Here is a 22,082-nt window from a genome sequence, read left to right on the forward strand (position 1 = left end):
AAATAGACTATTTTATAACTATTTGTATATACTGTTTGTTTTCGGTATTTTGGTATCTATCAGAAGTCTTCCGGTAGAATGGAAAGTTCCGTAAAATAAGAGGCTGGCACTATTTAAAGTACCAGCCTCTGTAAAATATGGAAATGATTTATTTCATTTTCGCTTCCACCCACTTGCGGGCATTGACAAACGCTTCTATCCATGGAGTAACCTGATCGCTGTTCTTGCGGTCGGCCGGATAGCAACCGTTCTGCCATGGGAAGATGGAACGTTCCAAGTGAGGCATGATAGCCAAGTGGCGTCCGTCTGCGCTGGCCAGTGCTGCGATAGAATAATCGGAACCGTTCGGATTGCCCGGATATTCATCATAGCTATACTTCGCTACTACATTATATTTATCTTCGTCATATGGCAAAGAGAATTTTCCTTCTCCGTGAGCTACCCAGATACCCAGTTTGCTTCCACTTAAAGAGCCGAACATCACACTGCGGTTAGTCGGGATAGTAAGACCAAGGAAGCGTGATTCGAATTTGTGTGAATTGTTATGTAGCATTTTTCCTTTCTTCTTCAGTTCCGGGTTGATAAGATTGAGTTCCATCATCAGCTGGCAACCGTTGCAGACACCCAATGACAATGTATCTTCGCGTGCATAAAATTTATCCAATGCTTCTTTAGCTTTCGGGTTGAACAGGAATGCGCCTGCCCATCCTTTAGCAGAACCCAGTACATCGGAGTTAGAGAAACCACCGCAGTAAACGATCATGTTTACGTCTTCCAGTGTTTCGCGTCCGCTGATGAGGTCGGTCATTGTAACGTCTTTTACGTCGAAACCTGCCAAATAGAGTGAGTAAGCCATTTCGCGCTCACCGTTTGTACCCTTCTCACGGATGATAGCCGCACGGATACCGCTTGGGGTACGACGATCCGGAGTGATACCGTATTGAGAAAGCTTACCTTTGAATTCCGGCATGAAAGCGAATTCAACAGGTTGCATCTTATAGTTTTCAAAACGTGCTTTTGCGCAACCGTTCATAGATTGTTTGCGGTCGAGCAGGTAAGAAGAAGAATACCATACGTCACGCATATAATCGATACCAAACTGGTAAGTAGCACCGTCTTTAGATACCAAAATGTGGCGTTCGTCAGTCGGTTTACCCAGCTTTATATAGCCTACGCCTGCATCTTCCAGAATCTTCTTCACTTCATCCTTATGCTTGTCGCTGATCTGGATAACGATACCCGGATTTTCAGCAAACAGAATCTTAACGATATCCTGTCCTTTCATCTTGTCGAGGCTGATTTCCATACCGCCTTCTACATTAGAGAAGCACATTTCGAGCAATGTAGTGATCAAACCACCGGCAGAGATATCGTGTCCTGCAAGAATCAATCCTTTGTTGACAAGTTCCTGTACGGCAAGGAAAGCATCACGGAAATATTCGGCATCTTGTACGCAAGGTACTTCGTCACCAACTTTACCCAGAGATTGTGCAAAAGCCGAACCACCCAGTTTCAGTTCATCGAAGCTGAAGTCAATATGATAAAGCGTAGTCTTTTCATTGTTAACCAATACCGGAGATACCACTTTCTTCACGTCGGAAACTTCACCACCGGCAGAAACAATCACAGTTCCCGGAGAAATCACTTTCTCGCCGTTCGGATACTTCTGTGTCATAGATAGAGAGTCTTTTCCGGTAGGAACATTGATCTGCAGCGCGCAACAGAAATCGCTTAAAGCTTTTACAGCTGTGTAAAGACGGGCATCTTCACCTTCTTGAGAGCGGCAAGGCCACATCCAGTTGGCAGACAGTGAAATGCTATCCATACCTTCCGCCATTGGAGCCCAAACAAGATTGGTCAGCGCTTCGGATACAGAAAGAATAGAGCCGGCAGCCGGATCAGCCAATGCTGCTTGCGGAGCATGTCCGATAGAGGTAGCGATACCTTTCTCGCCACGGTAGTCGAGTGCTACGACACCGCAGTCGCTCAACGGCAACTGAAGTTCACCCTGACATTGCTGACGAGCCACTTTGCCTGTTACCGAACGGTCTACCTTGTTTGTCAACCAGTCTTTGCAGGCTACAGCTTCAAGCTGCAATACATTCGTCAGATATTCATGTAGTTTAGACAATTCGTATTTCGGCATTTCATAATGACGTTCTACGGTCTTGTCTACCATATAGGTTTTGGGAGAAGAACCGAACATCTGTTCTACGGCAAGGTCGAACGGACGTACACCGTCAGCCTGTTGGAAAGCGAAACGATGATCACCGGTTGTTTCACCGACTACGTACATTGGAGCGCGTTCGCGTTCGGCAATCTTACGTACATGTTCAATAGCCTCTTCTTTAATCAGCAGACCCATACGTTCCTGACTTTCGTTAGCGATGATTTCTTTGGCAGACAAAGTCTTGTCACCGATAGGCAACTTGCTCATATCGATCAAACCACCACATTCTTCCACGAGTTCGGACAGACAGTTTACGTGTCCGGCAGATCCGTGGTCATGGATAGAAACCACCGGATTCACCTCTTCTTCACAAAGAGCGCGTACTACGTTATTGGCACGTTTTTGCATTTCTGCGTTGGCACGTTGCACGGCATTCAACTCGATGCCACTGCTGTAACGACCGGTATCAACAGAAGATACGGAACCGCCACCCAGTCCGATACGGTAGTTGTCACCACCGATAACCACTACTTTGTTTCCAGCTTCCGGTGTGCCTTTCAGGCAGTCGCGTTGTGTACCGTAACCAACACCACCGGCAAGCATGATTACTTTGTCGTAACCATAAACTTCTTTGTTTTCTGTATGTTCGAAAGTCAGTACCGAACCGCAGATCAGCGGTTGGCCGAACTTGTTACCGAAGTCGGAAGCACCATTGGATGCTTTGATTAGAATCTGTTCCGGAGTCTGGTATAGCCATTTGCGTACCGGAAGAATCTCTTCCCATTCGCGTCCTTCTTCTGTGCGTGGATAAGAAGTCATGTAGACTGCAGTACCTGCAATCGGCCATGAACCTTTACCACCACCCATACGGTCGCGGATTTCACCGCCGGTACCGGTAGAAGCACCATTGAATGGCTCAACAGTAGTAGGGAAGTTATGAGTTTCCGCTTTCAGTGAGATAACACTCTTGATGTCCTTTACTTGGAAGAAATCAGGTTTTGAATGATCTGCCGGAGCAAATTGTTCCACAACCGGACCTTCAGCGAAGGCTACGTTATCTTTATAAGCAGAGATTATTTTATTCGGATTTTCCTGTGTAGTCTTTTTAATCATCTGGAACAGGGAAGATTCCTGCTCTACGCCGTCGATGATAAACGTTCCGCCGAAAATTTTGTGGCGGCAGTGTTCGGAGTTGATTTGTGCGAAACCGAATACTTCAGAGTCGGTCAGCTTCCGTCCGAGGTCCTTTTCTACTTTCTTCAGGTAGTCCATTTCTTCTTTGGAAAGAGCCAAACCTTCTTTTTCGTTGTACACTTCGAGATCTTCAATGTAGATGATTGGTTCCGGCTGACGGTTTGTCGTGAATACGTTTTGGTCGAGTCCTTTGTACATGCGTTGGAGCATCGGGTCGTAATCGGCATTTTCGTCCTTAACAGGGAAGTACTCCTCGATGCGGCTTATGCCTTCGAGCCCCATGTTTTGGGTGATTTCTACTGCGTTTGTACTCCAGGGAGTGATCATTTCGCGGCGTGGGCCAACGAAACAGCCTTTCAGGTTTTCTTCACTTTCCATCACGGCTTCGCCAAAAAGCCAGCAGAGTTTATTACTTTCGTCAGGGGTGAGCTGATGGTTGCTCTCTACGGCAATCACGCTCTTGGAAGGGGTTCTGAAAAAAAGAATCATGTTGTATATTTACGATTTTACGATTTACGATTTTACGATTGAAGTTCCTGCAGGAGAAACTCTTCTCTTTTTCTGTGGCGCAAAGATAATCAATTTCGTTGGTGGTAGGAAAAAAATAGAGAATAAATTCCTATACCTTATTTAATATGTTTATTTTCGATGTACGTTTTACTTATTATCGCTATATATAGTGATTCTTGTGTGGAAAAAACGTTAATATACTATCCCCATATCACAAAAAAGTGCGATATTTGCGACATGATTCAGATAGAGACAATATTCGATATATTAGTGAAAGGCTTTATTATTGGCGTTGTTGTGTCCGCACCCCTCGGTCCGGTGGGCGTATTATGCATCCAGAGGACTTTGAATAAGGGGCGTTGGTATGGATTTGTAACAGGTCTGGGAGCCTCTTTGAGCGATATAGCATACGCTTTGCTCACCGGCTACGGGATGAGCTTTGTGTTCGATTATATTAATAAGAATATTTTCTATCTGCAATTATTGGGGAGCATCATGCTACTCCTTTTTGGTATATATACCTTTCGTAGCAACCCGGTGCAGTCCATTCGTCCGGCTTCCTCCAGCAAAGGTTCTTATTTCCATAACTTTATTACCGCATTTTTCGTCACTCTCTCCAATCCCTTGATAATCTTTCTGTTTATCGGACTTTTCGCCCGTTTTGCCTTTGTGCAGCCGGGGGTGCTGGTCTTTGAAGAGATCACGGGATATCTTGCAATTGCTATAGGAGCATTGACCTGGTGGTTGGGTATCACTTATTTTGTGAATAAGGTGCGCACTAAATTCAATTTACGTGGTATCTGGATACTGAATCGTGTTGTAGGAAGTATCGTAATGCTGGTATCTGTTGCCGGATTGATTTATACTTTGTTGGGAGAGTCACTTTATTAAGAGATAACATAATGAATCAGATAGCACAACAACTGAAAGAGAAGAATATTGCCGAATACCTTATATATATGTGGCAAGAGGAAGACTTGATCCGTGCCAATCATTGTGAACCGGAAGAGATGGAGGCAAATGTAATTGCCCGCTATCCGGAAGAACAGCGGCCTGCCATGCGAGAATGGTATACCAACCTGATTACGATGATGGGCGAGGAAGGAGTACGGGAAAAGGGTCATCTGCAGATTAATAAAAATGTAATTATCAATCTGACAGAGTTGCACAACGCATTGTCCTCTTCTCCTAAATTTCCTTTTTACAGTGCTGCTTATTTCAAGGCATTACCGTTTATCGTAGAATTACGGAATAAAAACGGCAAGAAAGATGAACCCGAACTGGAAACCTGTTTTGAAGCGTTGTATGGAGTACTCCTGCTTCGTCTTCAAAAGAAGCCTATCAGCGAAGGAACTGCCAAGGCAGTGGAAGCTATCACTAGTTTCCTTTCTATGTTGGCAAATTATTATGATAAAGACCGTAAAGGTGAATTAAAACTGGATGAATAAATGAGAATTTTAGTAACGGGTGCCAATGGTCAGCTTGGCAATGAGATGCAGGTGCTTGCGAAAGAGAACCCGCAACATACGTATTATTTCACAGATGTGCAGGAACTCGACATCTGCGACAAGCAAGCTGTGTGGACTTATATGGCAGAGAAGCAGATTGAGCTTGTTGTTAATTGTGCTGCTTATACAGCTGTAGATAAAGCAGAAGATAATCAAGAATTAGCATACAAATTGAATTGTGAAGCACCGAAACAACTGGCAAGTGCGGCCCAAGCCAATGGTGCTGCCATGATACAAGTATCTACTGATTATGTATTTGACGGTACTGCGCATACTCCATACACGGAAGACTGCAATCCTTGCCCGGATTCTGTATACGGCACCACTAAACTGGAAGGAGAAAAGGAGGTAATGAATCACTGCGAGCAAGCAGTCGTTATCCGTACCGCATGGCTCTATTCTACTTTTGGCAATAATTTCGTAAAGACGATGCTTCGTCTCGGAAAAGAACGTGACAGCCTGGGAGTTGTTTTCGACCAGATCGGAACTCCGACGTATGCCAATGACCTGGCACAGGCTATCTATACTATTATTAATAAAGGTATCGTTCGCGGTATCTACCATTTCAGCAATGAGGGAGTTTGTTCCTGGTATGATTTCACAGTAGCTATTCATCGTCTGGCAGGAATAACTACCTGCAAAGTGAAACCTTTGCATACAGCCGAATATCCTGCGAAAGCAAACCGCCCGGCATATTCCGTGCTTGATAAAACGAAAATAAAAACAACGTTCGATATAGAGATTCCTCATTGGGAGGAGAGCCTTAAACAATGCTTGATAAAATTAGGAATGAAAAATGAAGAATGAAGAATTTCGATGCGGCTTTATAGATAGCGTAACAATTCTTCTTTCATCATTCATCATTCTTCATTCATATTAATATATGGCAGATAATACAGAAATTTTGAGACGGCGGACGTTCGCCATTATTGCGCATCCGGATGCTGGTAAGACATCTTTGACGGAAAAGTTATTGCTTTTCGGAGGTCAGATACAGGTAGCTGGCGCAGTAAAGAGTAATAAAATTAAAAAGACGGCTACGTCCGATTGGATGGAAATCGAAAAGCAACGTGGTATTTCGGTAACGACTTCCGTGATGGAATTCGACTATCGGGACTATAAGATTAACATTCTCGATACTCCCGGTCACCAGGACTTTGCCGAAGATACATACCGCACACTGACAGCTGTAGACAGTGTTATCATCGTTGTAGACGGTGCGAAAGGTGTGGAAACGCAGACGCGTAAACTGATGGAGGTGTGCCGTATGAGAAAGACTCCGGTAATTATCTTCGTCAACAAAATGGACCGTGAAGGAAAAGACCCGTTCGATTTGCTCGATGAGCTCGAAGAAGAACTGATGATTCAGGTTCGTCCCTTGTCTTGGCCGATAGAGCAGGGAGCACGTTTCAAAGGGGTATACAATATCTACGAACAGAAACTAGACTTGTATCAGCCATCCAAACAGATGGTAACAGAGAAAGTGGCAGTCGATATTCATACGGAAGAACTGGATCAGCAGATTGGTAAGTCGTTGGCAGACAAACTGCGTGGCGATTTGGAACTGATTGAGGGTGTTTATCCGGAATTTGATTCGGAATCCTATTTGGCAGGAGACTGTGCGCCTGTATTCTTTGGATCGGCGTTGAACAACTTCGGTGTGCAAGAGTTGCTGAACTGTTTCGTCGAGATAGCTCCCAGCCCTCGTCCTGTACAGGCAGAAGAGCGTGAAGTGAAACCTGACGAACCGAAATTCACCGGCTTCATCTTTAAGATAACTGCCAATATCGATCCTAACCATCGTTCTTGTGTAGCATTCTGTAAGATTTGCTCCGGTAAGTTTGTCCGCAACGCTCCATATACACACGTCCGTCATGGAAAAACAGTGCGTTTTTCATCGCCTACCCAGTTTATGGCACAGCGTAAAACGACGATTGACGAAGCATACGCAGGAGATATTATCGGTCTGCCGGATAATGGTACCTTTAAGATTGGCGATACATTGACAGAGGGTGAACTGCTTCATTTCCGCGGTTTACCGAGCTTCTCGCCGGAAATGTTCAAATATATCGAGAATGCTGATCCGATGAAACAGAAACAGTTGGCAAAAGGTATCGACCAGTTGATGGATGAAGGTGTGGCACAGCTGTTTGTCAATCAATTCAATGGCCGTAAGATTATTGGTACGGTAGGACAGTTGCAGTTCGAGGTCATTCAGTATCGTTTGTTGAATGAATACAATGCATCCTGTCGCTGGGAACCGGTAAGCCTTTATAAGGCCTGCTGGGTAGAAAGCGATGATCCGGCGGAGCTGGAAGCCTTCAAGAAACGTAAATACCAGTACATGGCAAAGGATAGAGAAGGACGCGATGTGTTTTTGGCGGACTCCAGTTATGTACTTCAGATGGCTCAAATAGACTTTAAACACATAAAATTCCACTTTACAAGTGAGTTTTAGAACATATTCGTACGATTTTAACTAAAAAATCAGGTAAAAAAAGGAAAAACATATCTCATATAAATGAGTGAAGAGAAATGAAGACACTATCCTGGGATAAAATTCAGCAAGGGGATGAAGAGGCATTCCGGCAGCTTTATGAGCAATATGCAGATTTACTGTATGGATATGGCATGAAGATAGCCGGTGATGATACGCTGGTGACCGAGGCGATACAGTCGTTGTTTGTTTACATCTTTGAGAAAAGAGAAACTTGCGCGGCACCTCAATCCATACCCGCTTACTTGTGTGTTTCGTTGAGACACATGATAGTGAACGAACTGAAAAAAGAGAATAGTGGATCATTCAAATCACTGGATGAAGTAGGCACAAACGAATATCAGTTTGATCTGGAGATCGATATTGAAACTGCTATTATCCATTCAGAGTTGGAAAAAGAACAGCTGGAAGTTTTGCAGAAAGAGCTGAACAATTTGACAAAGCAACAGCGGGAGGTATTGTATCTGAAGTACTATAAGAAGATGAGTCCGGAAGAAATAGCCCAGGTGATGGGACTCACTTCGCGTACAGTTTACAATACTACTCATATGGCTATATCCAGTCTACGGGAGCGCATGAGCAAATCTTTCTTGTTACTGGTGGCAGCTAATTTGTGGATTTTTAATTGAGGTGAGATATGGAAAAGTGGACAGAATCTTTAGAACAATACTTGGAGGAAGGTAAGCTTCCTCTAGTGGGCGAAATATTTTCCCGTAAGAAAGAAATAGGCGATAAATTAAAGTTGCAGCGCGAAGAAAGCCATAAGATTACCTTAAGCCGGAAAAGAAAACAAAGTGTCGGAAGAAGAAGCTTCTCCTTCTCTTGGGGAGTGGCAGCTGCGGTCGTTCTTCTTTTGGGAGTAGGCAGTTACTTCCTGGCAGAGGAAAAGGTGGTGACGGATAACACTGCAATGAATTATGAATTGCCCGATGGCAGTAGTGTGCAGGTGATGGAAAACTCACGTCTGACTTACAATCATATCACATGGCTTTGGGAGCGTAAGTTGCAATTGTTGGGCAAAGCCTCTTTCAATGTAACCAAAGGCAAGACATTCACTGTCAGCACTGAAGCCGGCGACGTGACGGTACTCGGTACTAAATTTCTGGTCGATCAGCAGGGAAAGAAGATGTTCGTAAACTGTGAGGAAGGAAGCGTGAAAGTTGAGACTGCCGTAGGTAATCATACATTGCTTGCCGGCGAAAGTGTGCGTTGCGATGAAACCAAGATTGTGCCAGTAGAAAAAAAGGCGGAAGAATCAGAGTTCCCCGAAGTGTTGGGATATGAAGATGACCCGCTGATAAATGTAGTGGCAGATATTGAGCATATATTTAAGGTGACAGTCGTCGGGCATGAGAAATGCGAGGGGCTGACCTACAACGGGACGGTCTTAACGAAAGACCTGAACGCCACACTGGAAAAAGTCTTTGGTTCGTGTGGAATCAGTTATCAAATTCGAGGGAAAGAAATTATTTTAAAATAAAAAAAGCCTCTTCTGACTATCCAGAAGAGGCTTTTTTGTTTTTCTTCAAATTTTCTTCATTTTTTCTTGGTAAAAAAACAACGGATGCTTCTCTTTCTAATATAAGAGCTATTTAATGATATTTGAAGAAAACGGTAGAATTGATTAGAAGATTAAATGTTGTAGTAGAAGAAATTAGAAATTATCCGGCAGAAATAAGGCCGGGATTCAGAACAAACAATAGATGTTTTATAGAGAATTACAAACTAAACTCAAAACAAACAATAGATGCTTTTTATAAAATTTAAATTTAACCCAAAACAAACAATGTTTTAAAAGAAATGCAAACTAGGGCTCAAAGCAAACAATAGACAGCGGCAGATGAATTATTCCTGCCACAAACGTAAGCCGGAAAGATTCCCTCATCGGACGTGATATGAGCTTTAGAGGCTTGTTTTTCCGATTAAACAGACTTAGTTGGCTTAAAAAAAAGGGTTTTTCAACTAGACTGCTACGCTAATTAAAAGAATGAAAGCCGTGATGGCCTATGAGAGGTTTAACAAGACCGGTTTTATCTGGTAGTTTAATAGTAGGTTAAGAGAGTATGAAACCAGAAAAGGGCTGAACCGGTCTATCATTGAGTATTTTTATTTAATAATTGTTTTATCAGAATGTGAGAGAAAGTTGAGGGGCTTTCTCTCACATTTTTTTTGTAGGAACGATAGATAGGACGATAGATAGGACGATTTACTATTGGACTATTTACCATTTACTATTTGGGTTGTGCAATAGGAGCAGATTGTAAATGAGATAAATGGGAATTTAGTTTAGATGTGGATGGCACGCTAAATCATAAATCATAAATTATAAATCATAAATCATAAACTTCCCCAGTTTTCCAATCAGAGAAATGACGTTTTTATACATTATATTCCTTTCTTAATTTATTTTATAATAAAAATTTGGTATTTTCGGACGCTTTTTAGACGAACAACTTAAAATACTAATAGTTTATTATATGGAAAATATCGAAACAGCGATCCTGCTGATGGTGGTCGGAATGGCTACCGTGTTTGTTATTCTGCTGATTGTGATTTATTTAGGTAAGTTGTTGATTACATTAGTCAACAAGTATGCTCCTGAAGAAGTGGTTCCTGTGAAGCGGGAAGCATCGCAAGGTCCTGCCCCTGTTCCGGGAAACATCTTAGCCGCCATTACAGCTGCTGTAAATGTGGTGACACAAGGTAAAGGAAAAATCACTAAAGTAGAAAAATTATAAATCTATAAAGAATATCACTGAAAGACATGAAAAGAGAAGTAAAGTTTAGTTTGGTTTTCCGAGATATGTGGCAATCTGCCGGAAAATACGTACCTCGTGTAGACCAACTCGTAAAGGTAGCTCCTGCCATCATTGAAATGGGCTGTTTTGCCCGCGTAGAAACAAACGGCGGAGGTTTTGAACAGGTAAATTTATTGTTTGGTGAAAACCCGAATAAAGCTGTGCGCGAATGGACAAAACCGTTCCACGAAGCCGGTATTCAAACCCACATGCTCGACCGCGCACTGAACGGACTCCGTATGAGCCCCGTTCCGGCAGACGTCCGCAAATTATTCTACAAAGTAAAGAAAGCACAAGGAACAGACATTACCCGTACGTTCTGCGGATTGAACGACGTGCGTAACATTGCTCCTTCCATCACATACGCAAAGGAAGCAGGCATGATTTCGCAATGTTCGCTTTGCATCACTCATTCGCCTATCCATACCGTAGAGTACTACACTAATATGGCGCTGGAACTCATCAAACTGGGAGCAGACGAAATCTGTATCAAAGACATGGCAGGAATCGGCCGCCCTGTATCGTTAGGTAAGATCGTAGCAAATATCAAGGCGGCACATCCCGAAATCCCCGTTCAGTATCACAGTCATGCAGGTCCCGGATTCAATATGGCAAGTATCCTCGAAGTATGCGAAGCCGGTTGCGACTACATCGACGTAGGCATGGAACCGCTATCCTGGGGAACAGGCCATGCTGACTTGCTTAGCGTGCAGGCAATGCTGAAAGACGCCGGATATCAAGTGCCCGAAATTAATATGGAAGCCTACATGAAAGTGCGCGGCATGATTCAGGAATTTATGGACGACTTCCTCGGCTTGTATATCAGCCCGAAAAACCGTCTGATGAACTCCTTGCTGATTGCTCCCGGACTTCCCGGTGGTATGATGGGTAGTTTGATGGCCGACCTCGAATCCAATCTGGAATCAATCAATAAATATAAGGCAAAACACAATCTGCCGTTTATGACGCAAGACCAGTTGCTCATCAAGCTCTTTGATGAAGTAGCTTACGTATGGCCTCGTGTCGGTTATCCTCCATTGGTGACTCCGTTCAGCCAATACGTGAAGAACCTCGCCATGATGAATGTGATGGCTATGGAAAAAGGAAAAGAACGTTGGGGAATGATTGCCGATGATATTTGGGATATGATTCTGGGTAAAGCCGGACGTCTGCCGGGCAAACTTGCTCCCGAAATCATTGAAAAGGCAGAACGTGAAGGCCGTAAGTTCTTCGAAGGTGATCCGCAGAATAACTATCCCGATGCTCTCGACAAATATCGCAAACTGATGAAAGAGAACAAATGGGAAGTGGGACAGGACGACGAAGAACTCTTCGAATATGCTATGCACCCGGCTCAATATGAGGCTTACAAGAGTGGCAAAGCAAAAGAAGACTTCCTGGAAGACGTAGCCAAACGTCGTGCCGAAAAAGATAAATCTCCGGAAGAAGATGCCAAACCGAAGACACTGACCGTACAAGTGGACGGACAGGCTTATCGTGTGACGGTAGCATACGGTGATACCGAACTACCTGCTGCTCCTGCGGGTGCTGCCGCTGCTCCGGCAGGAGAGGGTAAAGAAGTACTTTCTCCGTTGGAAGGCAAGTTCTTCTTAGTGAAAGGTGCGCAGGAAACTCCTTTGCAAGTAGGTGACACTGTGAAAGAAGGTGATGTAATCTGCTATGTAGAAGCGATGAAGACCTACAATGCCATCCGTGCAGAGTTTGGCGGTACAGTGACTGCTATCTGTGTCAACCCGGGAGATGCTGTTTCAGAAGATGACGTATTAATGAAGATAGGATAATGAACGAAATATTTGAGAACTTATATGACATGACTGCGTTCAGCAATATCATTGCCGAACCACAGTTCCTGATAATGTATGCCATCGCGTTCGTTCTGCTCTATTTGGGTATTAAGAAACAGTACGAGCCGTTGCTGCTTGTCCCCATCGCTTTCGGTGTGTTGCTAGCCAACTTCCCCGGAGGAGATATGGGCGTGATTCAGGCCGACGAAAATGGTATGGTGATGGTAAACGGAGTGTTGAAGAACATCTGGGAAATGCCTTTGCATGACATTGCCCACGAACTGGGAATCATGAACTTCATCTACTATATGTTGATTAAAACAGGTTTCCTGCCTCCGATCATCTTTATGGGTGTCGGTGCGCTGACGGACTTCGGGCCGATGTTGCGTAACTTGCATCTTTCTATATTCGGTGCAGCTGCACAGTTGGGTATCTTTACCGTGTTGCTGGTAGCCATCCTGATGGGATTCACTCCACAGGAAGCCGCTTCTCTGGGCATTATCGGTGGTGCGGATGGTCCGACAGCCATCTTTACCACCATCAAACTGGCGCCGCATTTGCTGGGCCCGATTGCCATTGCCGCTTATTCGTACATGGCGCTCGTTCCGGTGATTATTCCGTTGGTAGTGAAGCTGTTCTGTACGAAGAAAGAGTTGAGCATCAACATGAAAGAACAGGAAAAGAAATACCCTTCGAAGACTGAAATCAAGAACCTGCGTGTATTGAAGATTATCTTCCCGATTGTGGTAACTACTATTGTTGCCCTCTTCGTGCCGAGTGCAGTGCCTTTGGTGGGTATGTTGATGTTTGGTAATCTGGTGAAAGAAATCGGAACCAACACATTCCGCTTGTTCGATGCCGCTTCCAATAGCATCATGAATGCTGCTACCATCTTCCTCGGACTGTCTGTAGGAGCAACGATGACAGCCGAAGCATTCCTCAACTGGACAACAATCGGTATTGTGATCGGTGGATTCCTTGCATTTGCACTTTCTATAACCGGTGGTATTTTCTTTGTGAAACTGGTAAATCTCTTCTCGAAGAAGAAAATCAATCCGCTTATCGGCGCCACTGGTTTGAGTGCCGTTCCGATGGCGAGCCGTGTAGCCAATGAGATTGCTTTGAAATACGATCCGAAGAATCACGTATTGCAGTATTGCATGGCAAGCAACATCTCTGGAGTAATCGGTTCTGCCGTAGCTGCGGGTGTGTTGATCTCCTTCCTTGCGTAAGATAATTCCTGCCTGAAAAAGACTTTTTATACATTCACACTTGGAAGATTCGTTTGATAGCGTTATCTTTGTGTGAATGTATAACAGTAAAAATAGCAAGCGTATGAGTGCAATGTCATTGGAAGCCGAAAAGAACGAACTGATTCGGCGGATTCTGGATGTGGATGATGTCGCTATTCTGCGGAGAGTGAAATCGATGTTGAGTTGTGAAGAAGAGCAAACGAATGTTGTCGCAGAGGAAGCAGCTCCCTACCAGACAAAGGCGGAGATTCTGGCAAGCTTAGATCAGGCGTGTAAGGAACTGAAACTGAATCTGGAGGGTAAGTTGGAGTTTAAGTCATTAGATGATGCCCTTAATGAAATATAGAATAAGCGTTACCCTCGAATTTTTAAGGGAAATGAAGCATTTGTCAAAACGGTATTTTGTAATCCTTATGATATAAAAAGAAATCGTCCTGTTTCACGGTTACGTGATAACAGGACGATTTCTTTTATAAGACTAAGACTTTGTGAACAAGTTTCTTTTGTTTCTAAATTTATTCACTGATTACCTTTCTGTATTCCGCTACCGCCATCTTTTCCGACAGATACGCATTAATCAGATTGGTGTGCGCCTGTGTCCATGACAATTGTGCGGAGAGCACATCCACCATGTTTGCCTTTCCCTCATTATACGAGAAAGAAACCAAATCAAGATTTTCATTAGCCAGATTCATAGTCTCTTTGGCGGTTTTCACTTGATATTCCGTTTCCGTCAGTTTGGTCAGGGCGGCAGAAAGTTCCTCGTTGATATTATCCGTCACATAACTTTGTTGCAGTTTCTGTATGCCGATATACGCTTTCTGCTGACGGTTTGTTTTGAACCGGGCTCCCCAACGGAAGATCGGTATATTCAGGTTAATGCCGACGATGGGATTGAAAGAAACATCATAACCGAGGTTAGGTGTTGCTGTAGCCCATCCGCCGCTGAAATACATATTCAATTGCGGGTTGAACTGGCTAAGAGCCGCTTTGCGTTGCGCCTGACTTTTCATGATATTCACCTCCGTACTTTCATAATCCGCGCGACGTTGCAGTACATTCTCCAGAGAAAGGATCTGCACCGGAGCGGAAGCCGTGTCAATCGTGTACAGACTGTCTACGGGATTGTTCGGATCTTCTCCCATCAGGATATTCAGCTTTTGCAGCGCCAGCGTATAGTTCTGACGCGCCTTGATATATTGCAATTCCGCTTCTTTCAACCGGGTGGAAATCATTAATAAGTCCGTGCGACTAATCATACCGTCGTTAAAACGATCCTGAATGATGTCATACTGTTGCTTCACAATACTTTGATACTTGTCCGCCGCCTGCAACATAGCCTGTGAAGCAGAAGCATTCCAGTAAACCGCATCGCTCTGATAATGAATCTGGTCGATGGTAAGCTCCTCATTTAGTTGATTCAGCCTTTCATCCGCTTTGGCAATCTTGTGTTGGGCGTTGAGTGCTCCGCCCGTGTACAACGGTTGCGAGACGATAAATACACCTTGATAGGTATGGTTGCGGTATTCGCCTACCGGTTCGTTCCATGCGCTAAGGTCGCTCATGTTGAGGGTCCCGTCCGCATTGATATCAATTTTGGGCAAGAATCCCGTGTGAGCAATCTTCCGTGCTTCCGTACTTGCCATCGTCTTTAGTTTCTGTTGCTTCAGAATTTGACTGTAAGCTTCCACTTTATCCCGGTAAGCTTCCCGGCTAAGATAGGGCTGCTGTGCCCCGGCAGTGAGACCGAGGAACAGCAGAGACAGAGTTATAAGTTGAGTTTTCATTTTATTCAATCTATACAATAAATTCAAGTTTCATATAAGAGAAGGCAATTAGCCTTTGATTCTCTGAATGGCACAATAAGCTACCGGAAGAACAAACAATGTCAGAGCCGAAGCCACCAACAGACCTCCCATAATCGTAGCCGCCATACCGCCGAACATCGCGTCGAACAACAATGGCAACATACCCAGAATGGTAGTGCCGGACGCCATTGCTACGGGGACAATACGACTCGTTGTAGCACTGACAACAGCATCCAACGGCTTTTTGCCCGTTTTAGCCTCTAGATCAATCTGTTCCACCAGTACAATCGCATTTTTGATATTCATCCCAATTAGTCCGAGCAAACCAAGGATGGAGAAGAAGTCGAACGACTTGCCTAGCAACACCAATCCCAAAACGATACCGATAAAAATAAGCGGTAACATCAACAAGATCACTGTCGGCTTACGATACGTTCTGAACAGGAACAACAGCGTGACGAACATCAGGAAGAACGTCAACGGTAAATTCTTGGCCAACGCCTCGTTAGACTCCACCTGACTTTCCTGTTCCCCGAAATACTTCATCGTATACCCCTCCGGCACTTTTATCTCTTTCTGCACCAGCGGCCAAACCTCATTGAAAGCAGCAATCGCATTCACTCCGCGACGCGGATCGCATTGCGCCATCATCACCATTTGCCGGTTGTAATCCTTCACATTCGAGAAACGATATTGGAAATCAAATTCCGATACCACCTGTTCCAGACTGGTCGTTTCATTCCCCGTGCCGAACACGGGCAACGTGCGCAGGTCGTTGATGCGGAACGAATCCACCGTGTTATCCTTCAATAAGATAGGAAGCACCTGATCGCCCTGCCGGTACTCTCCAAGCGTCATACCTGTGGTTCCGATCTGGATACTTTGTGCCATTCCCTGACGCGATACCCCTAACGGTTGCGCCCGTTCGGGACTATATACAGGCTTCCATACAGGAACTTTATTTCCCCACGAATTGCGCACATTGATTAAATCCGGATTCCGGTGCATAATCTCCAAAGCCTGGTTGGTGAGCGCCACAAGCGTGTCCACATTCGGACCGATAAATCCGATTTCGATAGCGGCATCCACCGCAGGCGACAGTTTGAACAGACTGGTACGGGTAATCGCATTCGGATAATTCGCCTTCATGTACGCGTCGAAATCTTCTTCATACTCTTTCGTATATTTACTGTCCGTCAATTCAACTAATACATTGGCAAAATTCGGTTTCGGCCCCACCGAAGTAGAAGCCAGATAATACCTTAACGGCGTGCTGCCGAAGGTGATCGACACTTTCTTCACTTCCGGCTGCTTTGCCAGATGCTCTTCTACGGATTTCATCTCTTTCACTACATCATTGATGCTATACCCGTCGGGATAGAACACGTCCGCCCGGAAATAAGGCTTATCGAGAGAAGGGAAGAAGTTTTGCGGCATCATTCCCATGATAACCAGCGAAGCAATAAAGAGTACTACCATCGAACCCAGTGTCAATGTTTTCCTGCGAATCAGCGTGCGGAGGATGGAGGCGAATTTGTGATAGAACGGTTTGTCATACGGGTCTTTCGTGCCGTCCTTTGCTTTCGCTTTCAGGATGAAATTACCGAAAACGGTGGTCTGCGTCAGCGCGAGCACCCAGCTCAATCCCAGCGAGATGGCAAGCACCACAAAAAGCGGTTTCACGATTTCCGCCACGGCAGAAGGAGCAAGGTAGAGCGGGAGGAACGAACAGATAGCGATGAACGTAGCCCCAAGCAATCCCCATTGCGGACCGGTTGCGCCGTCTATCAGCGCTTTCCGCCGGTCTACTCCGCGGGCGATGGCAATCTGTGCGTTGTCCGTTACCACGATGGCGTTATCCACCAGCATCCCCATGGCGATGATAAATCCCGCCAACGAAGTACGGTTCAGCCCGACACCGAAGAAAGACATGATAAGCAATGTGCCGCCAATAGAGAAAATCAGTGACGAGCCGATCAGCACACCTGCGCGCAAACCCATCACCAACATGATAATCACAATTACAATCAGAATCGATTCGATCAGGTTGATGATAAATCCGTTGTTGGCTTCGTTGGCAATTTCGTTCTCCAGATACAGGCTTTGCAGTTCCAGTCCCACAGGCATCAGTGGCAACAATTCGTCCAGTTTGGCTTTCACGTTCTTGCCCGTCTGCACCACGTCCCGTTGCGGGTCGGTGGAGACGCCGATGCCGATGGCACGTTTGCCGTTCACGTGCATGATGTTGGATGGAGGGTCCATGTACCCTTTTTCGATGACGGCGATATCGCCCAGTTTCACTTGTCCGGCTTTGGTGGTAATCACTTGGTTGCGGATATCGTCTACGGTGGTATACATACCGTTGGCAGTCACCCGTAGCTGTTGCTCGCCGGCACGGATTTCTCCGGTATTGATAATCTGGTTCTGCGATTGCAACAGACTGGCAAGCTGTTTCGGGTCGATGCCCATACCTACGAGCTTATTGGTGGAAATAAAAATATTGACCACCTCCGTCTGCGTCCCGAACAGGGCGACTTTCATCACCCCGTCCGCCGTCACTACCTGCGTCTTGATCCGTTCCGCCCAGTTGCGCATCTCTTCGTATGTGTAACCGTCGTCCGCCGTCAGACCGTAATAGATGCCGAACACGTCGCCGAAATCATCGGAAACCGTCGGTGCGGAAGCACCGCTCGGCAATTGTGGCTGTATATTTAGCACCTTCCGTCGCAACTCATCCCACTTCTGCGGAATGGAGCTTGCCGACAAGGAAGGTTGCAACTCGAATGTGATTTTTGAGAGCCCGTACATCGATTCTGATTTTATCTTGTACACACCGCTCATACTTTGAATTTCACGAGAGATAGGCTCGGTAATCAACCGCTCCACTTCTGCCGGTTCGGCACCCGGATAGCGGGTCATAATAACCGCCGACTTTATGACGAAAGGAGCATCCTCTTTCTTACCCAGCTTGCCGAAGGAAGTGATTCCCCCAATCAGCAATACAGCAAGAAAGAAATAGATGATTTTCGTATTATCTAATGAATATTTGGCTAAACTCATAATAAATGATCGTTGATAATTGATGAATGACAGCGGATAAATGATTACATAATCATTTACCAACTATCACCTGTCAACAGTTGTGATAGATTCTCCTTCTACTAGTTGGTATACGCCTGCTATGACGATTTTTTCACCGGGTTTCAAACCTTCCGAGATGAGCGCCTGTGCTTCTCCGGTCGGGGCGTTGACGGTCACTTCCCGTTTGTGGACTTTGTTGTCTTCTACCACCCAGACATACATTTTATTCCCTTCGCTTTCGCCGAATACGGCACTAAGCGGTACGATCGTCCAGCTATCCTGCACCAACGGACCTACATCTGCCGTGAAACGGATGCTGCACGTGAAACCGGGTTTCACAGCATACAGATCGCGGTCGAATGACGGATCGTCAATCGTGATGCTGACCGGAATTCCTGTGCCATCCGTAGAAATATCAAGATATTCTTCCAGTTTCGCTTGAAACACGTGTCCTTTAAATGTGTCGAACTCTACAAGGAAACGCGGGTCTTTGGCGCGCAACAAATAAAGATACGCATCCGGAATGGTGAATTTGATACGCAGATTGTGTGTATTGACAAGCTGCACGATACCCTCACCGGAGTTGACACGCTGATAGTTTTCCACCAGTCGTTTTTCGATTGAACCGTCGAAAGGAGCTGTCAGCTTGGTGTCGCGCATATTGTTGGCAGACAGTTCGTATTCAGACTTCGCCTTCTGGAAGTTGGCGAGGCTGATTTCATATTCCTGTACGGAGATCGCTTGCCGGGAGAGGAGCCGTTTGTTACGTTCCACTTGTGCCGAAGCCGTTTCGTATGCCGATTTCGTAGCGGCATATTGCAACGCGATGTCTCTGGGGTCGATAGCCGCGATGAGCTGTCCTTTTTTCACTTTCTGTCCTTCGATGACAGGAAGCTGGATGATTTGTCCGTTGACCCGGAAAGCCAGCTTCACATATTCCACCGCTTCCACGATTCCCGAGAAATCTTTTCTGATAATCGATCTTGACTCGACAATCGTAGTCTTTACGGGACGTGCAGTTGTCGTTGTCGTTTCTTTTTTCTGTCCGCAGCCAGTCAGCAAGATTGCAGCCGCCAGGACGAATCCAAATTTCTTTTTCATATACCACGTTGATGTTTAGAGGTTTTGCGTTGATAAATAGCGAATAATATACTAAAACAACTCCTGTTTATTTATGTTCAATATTCCTGTCTTTTCATATCCTGCCTCTTAACCTTTATATGGAACACAAAAAAAACGGGAACTTTACCGTTTCTAAGGTAAAATTCCCGTCCAACTCTTTTGTTTCATTTTACATCATCAGGTTCTGACCTCCAATGACGCCTGCAATAGCAGTAGCAACCGCAATGACGACTTTTAAAATCGTATTCCAAATGGATTTCTTCATAATTCAACACCTCCTTTCCATACAACCATCATTTATCACCTACTATATTACGCTGCCGGATCGGGCGCTTCCTGACCACCGCCGCCCGGTTTGTCATCACCCGAACCGCCGGCGTTGCCACCGCCTCCCGCTCCCAGTGCTTTCGTCAACTGGTTGACGTGGATATATGACGCTCCCTGAATCAGCGCACGGGTGATATTTCCACCGGCATCCCGCGTATATTCCGGGGTAAACTGGCAACGCAATCCCGTGATTTGTGCCGGACTAACATCGGCTTCCGCATCCACCCCCTTGCAGCGTGACTGGCACACCATGGTAAATGTGCCCAATCCTTCGAGTTTCACTGTCCTGCTGTTGAGCAACTGCTCGCGCATCACTGCCATCAGGTTTCGGATCACGTTGTGCACGTCACCAGCCGTCAGTGATGACCGTTCGGCAATCGTTTCGCCAATCATTTGCGTATCCACTACGTTTCCCATTTTAATCAGGCAGGGATGCCATTTCTTCTTTTTGTCCTTCGATGCGATATTGGACTGAACCGCTTTGTAAATCAACATACTGATTTCCTCCTTTTTAAGTGAATAAATAAGATTTTATTGAGTCAGTAAACGAACGTTTTCTGTCTCTTTTACAGTAGCAAAGATACCCCAACCGGCAGGGGAGGAAACATGAAACGGTATCTGCCGGTAAGTGAAGGCAAACGCTTGAATATCTGTGTATTTGCTTGCATTTCTACGCAAAAAACAGTATCTTTACATGACGTAAATAATAAATTAAAAGAAGAAAATCTATGAAGAAAACGGAATTGGCATTACTCTATATGCCGTATGCAAGTGCCGATGTGGCAAGAAGACATTTAAATAAATGCATCCGCCGAAACCGGGAGTTGCTGGAGGCTCTCGAAGCTACCGGCTGGGCGTTTTGGATACATTGGCTCACACCGTTGCAGGTGGAGCTGATTGAGAAGTATTTGGGAGAGCCTTAATCCCTGTTTTTGATCTCCCAAAAACCATTACGACGACCGTTTTTACGCTCTATGATGCCCCTTTCGCTCAAGTTGACAGTCATGGTTTTAACGGTTCTTTCAGACTTTCCTATATGCTGGGCAATTTCTTTTTGTGTTGCATTAGGTTTTTCTTTAAGGTATTTCAGTACGGCCATTTCTTCCAAAGTGCAATCCAAAGTGCAATTTTTGCACTTTGGATTTTCTGTCTCTGTTTGTTTTGCACTTTGAGTAGCTTGCTTTTCAAGTTCACCAATCTGTAGATGGCGGTTTTTAAGTGCATTCTGTTCTCCAAGAATAAGATTTCTAAAGAACTTTTCTATATACTCGGTCGTAGCATAAATGCCTTTGGTCAGGTCATTATAATTAGCGCGAACAAGAGCATTACGAAAATACCAGGAATGGTCGGTAAAGGCTTCATTACTGATATTAAATCCAAAAGTATGTAGATATTTGATTATGAAAACGGCTGTTGTACGTGTATTTCCTTCACCAAAAGCGTGTATTTGCCATATTCCGGATGCGAATTGAGCAATGTGTTTGATGGCTTCATCTATATTCAGTCCCTTATAATCAAAGATCTTTTCTTGAGAGAAATCATAATCCAAAGTTTCACGAATGCTTCCTGCACTGGCATAAAGCACGGTTGCTCCCTTAAGAACCCACTCGTTTTTAGTAATATTGTAATCCCGTATTTGTCCGGCATGGCTGAATATGCCTTTGAATAAACGGCGATGAATAGCAATATATTCGACGGGTGAGAACGTAAATGTTTTTTCTGAAAGGATTTCGGTTATTCTGGCTGACACTTTATCGGCTTCTTCCGTTCGATCTTCTATGGAAGACCGAACCGTCTTCGATTTATAATAACTATCAACTAATTGTTTGACTTCGTCAATAGTTATATCGCCTTCAATGTGTTGCCGAGCCTTTTCCTTCAAATATTCCGAAGGTTTAAGCCCATCAACAGCTTGCAAACCAATAGCTGTCTGCCACGCATAACCTTTTTCACGTTTATGCGGCTCGCCTTGTCTTATATATTCTTCGAAGTCGTTCATTCTTAATGAG

Annotated in this window: 19 protein-coding genes; 11 read left to right on the forward strand and 8 right to left on the reverse strand. The window is 44.9% G+C overall.

What is annotated here, in order from left to right:
* Positions 1–148: 148 nt before the first annotated feature.
* Positions 149–3,853: a phosphoribosylformylglycinamidine synthase gene (gene purL, locus KFO40_RS10550; RefSeq protein WP_087317764.1), complete on the reverse strand. Its 3,705-nt coding sequence runs from the start codon at positions 3,851–3,853 to the stop codon at positions 149–151.
* 258 nt (positions 3,854–4,111) lie between these two features.
* Between purL and KFO40_RS10555 the strand changes: the two genes are divergently transcribed.
* The 10 genes from KFO40_RS10555 (at position 4,112) to KFO40_RS10600 (ending at position 14,081) form a co-directional block, all read left to right on the forward strand.
* On the forward strand, positions 4,112–4,765 hold the full coding sequence (locus KFO40_RS10555; protein ID WP_004310295.1) for a LysE family translocator: 654 nt from the start codon (positions 4,112–4,114) through the stop codon (positions 4,763–4,765).
* An 11-nt stretch (positions 4,766–4,776) separates the two neighbouring features.
* Positions 4,777–5,322 (forward strand): DUF4924 family protein, encoded by a 546-nt coding sequence (locus KFO40_RS10560; protein WP_004304427.1) that lies wholly within the window; start codon positions 4,777–4,779, stop codon positions 5,320–5,322.
* Entirely contained in the window at positions 5,323–6,189 is an 867-nt protein-coding gene (gene rfbD, locus KFO40_RS10565; RefSeq protein WP_004321532.1) for a dTDP-4-dehydrorhamnose reductase, read from the forward strand.
* Positions 6,190–6,265: 76 nt separating this feature from the next.
* The gene (locus KFO40_RS10570; RefSeq protein ID WP_004321529.1) at positions 6,266–7,840 is read left to right on the forward strand and encodes a peptide chain release factor 3; all 1,575 of its coding nucleotides are present in this window, start codon (positions 6,266–6,268) and stop codon (positions 7,838–7,840) included.
* 77 nt (positions 7,841–7,917) lie between these two features.
* Positions 7,918–8,508 (forward strand): RNA polymerase sigma factor, encoded by a 591-nt coding sequence (locus KFO40_RS10575; protein WP_004300948.1) that lies wholly within the window; start codon positions 7,918–7,920, stop codon positions 8,506–8,508.
* A gap of 8 nt (positions 8,509–8,516) precedes the next feature.
* The gene (locus KFO40_RS10580; protein WP_004321527.1) at positions 8,517–9,359 is read left to right on the forward strand and encodes a FecR family protein; all 843 of its coding nucleotides are present in this window, start codon (positions 8,517–8,519) and stop codon (positions 9,357–9,359) included.
* A 997-nt stretch (positions 9,360–10,356) separates the two neighbouring features.
* Positions 10,357–10,617 carry an OadG family protein gene (locus KFO40_RS10585; protein WP_004300941.1) on the forward strand — a complete coding sequence of 87 codons (261 nt, stop codon included), beginning with the start codon at positions 10,357–10,359 and terminating at the stop codon, positions 10,615–10,617.
* 26 nt (positions 10,618–10,643) lie between these two features.
* The gene (locus KFO40_RS10590) at positions 10,644–12,479 is read left to right on the forward strand and encodes a biotin/lipoyl-containing protein (protein WP_004314195.1); all 1,836 of its coding nucleotides are present in this window, start codon (positions 10,644–10,646) and stop codon (positions 12,477–12,479) included.
* Positions 12,479–13,714, forward strand: a complete 1,236-nt coding sequence (locus KFO40_RS10595) for a sodium ion-translocating decarboxylase subunit beta (RefSeq protein WP_004300937.1) — start codon at positions 12,479–12,481, stop codon at positions 13,712–13,714. Before KFO40_RS10590 ends, KFO40_RS10595 begins: the two co-directional genes overlap by 1 nt.
* Before the next feature lie 103 nt (positions 13,715–13,817).
* Complete coding sequence (locus tag KFO40_RS10600) at positions 13,818–14,081, forward strand: hypothetical protein (RefSeq protein WP_004304421.1); 264 nt, start codon at positions 13,818–13,820, stop codon at positions 14,079–14,081.
* A 169-nt stretch (positions 14,082–14,250) separates the two neighbouring features.
* On the opposite strand, the gene KFO40_RS10605 is transcribed toward KFO40_RS10600, so the two are convergent.
* The 6 genes from KFO40_RS10605 to KFO40_RS10630 all read right to left on the reverse strand — a co-directional run bounded on the left by KFO40_RS10605 (position 14,251) and on the right by KFO40_RS10630 (position 20,751).
* A complete protein-coding gene (locus KFO40_RS10605) occupies positions 14,251–15,522 on the reverse strand; it encodes a TolC family protein (protein WP_211146339.1) in 1,272 nt (423 codons plus the stop codon).
* Between the two features lie 48 nt (positions 15,523–15,570).
* Positions 15,571–18,603, reverse strand: coding sequence for an efflux RND transporter permease subunit (locus KFO40_RS10610; protein WP_211146340.1), 3,033 nt, complete (start codon positions 18,601–18,603; stop codon positions 15,571–15,573).
* A 66-nt stretch (positions 18,604–18,669) separates the two neighbouring features.
* Positions 18,670–19,725: an efflux RND transporter periplasmic adaptor subunit gene (locus tag KFO40_RS10615; protein WP_211146341.1), complete on the reverse strand. Its 1,056-nt coding sequence runs from the start codon at positions 19,723–19,725 to the stop codon at positions 18,670–18,672.
* 190 nt (positions 19,726–19,915) lie between these two features.
* Entirely contained in the window at positions 19,916–20,011 is a 96-nt protein-coding gene (locus tag KFO40_RS10620) for a smalltalk protein (protein WP_149939068.1), read from the reverse strand.
* A gap of 47 nt (positions 20,012–20,058) precedes the next feature.
* Positions 20,059–20,568, reverse strand: a complete 510-nt coding sequence (locus KFO40_RS10625) for an HU family DNA-binding protein (RefSeq protein ID WP_134978679.1) — start codon at positions 20,566–20,568, stop codon at positions 20,059–20,061.
* Positions 20,569–20,604: 36 nt separating this feature from the next.
* Positions 20,605–20,751 carry a hypothetical protein gene (locus KFO40_RS10630; RefSeq protein ID WP_008771318.1) on the reverse strand — a complete coding sequence of 49 codons (147 nt, stop codon included), beginning with the start codon at positions 20,749–20,751 and terminating at the stop codon, positions 20,605–20,607.
* 50 nt (positions 20,752–20,801) lie between these two features.
* On the opposite strand from KFO40_RS10630, the gene KFO40_RS10635 reads away from it, so the two are divergent.
* The gene (locus KFO40_RS10635) at positions 20,802–20,996 is read left to right on the forward strand and encodes a DUF4248 domain-containing protein (protein WP_004304415.1); all 195 of its coding nucleotides are present in this window, start codon (positions 20,802–20,804) and stop codon (positions 20,994–20,996) included.
* Here KFO40_RS10635 and KFO40_RS10640 read toward each other — a convergent pair.
* Positions 20,993–22,072, reverse strand: coding sequence for a Fic family protein (locus tag KFO40_RS10640; RefSeq protein WP_151921908.1), 1,080 nt, complete (start codon positions 22,070–22,072; stop codon positions 20,993–20,995). The two genes, KFO40_RS10635 and KFO40_RS10640, sit on opposite strands and share 4 nt — an antisense overlap.
* Between the last annotated feature and the right edge of the window lie 10 nt (positions 22,073–22,082).

The sequence above is a fragment of the Bacteroides sp. 1001302B_160321_D4 genome, assembly GCF_015667765.1.
In the GTDB taxonomy this organism is placed as follows: Bacteria; Bacteroidota; Bacteroidia; order Bacteroidales; family Bacteroidaceae; genus Bacteroides; species Bacteroides xylanisolvens.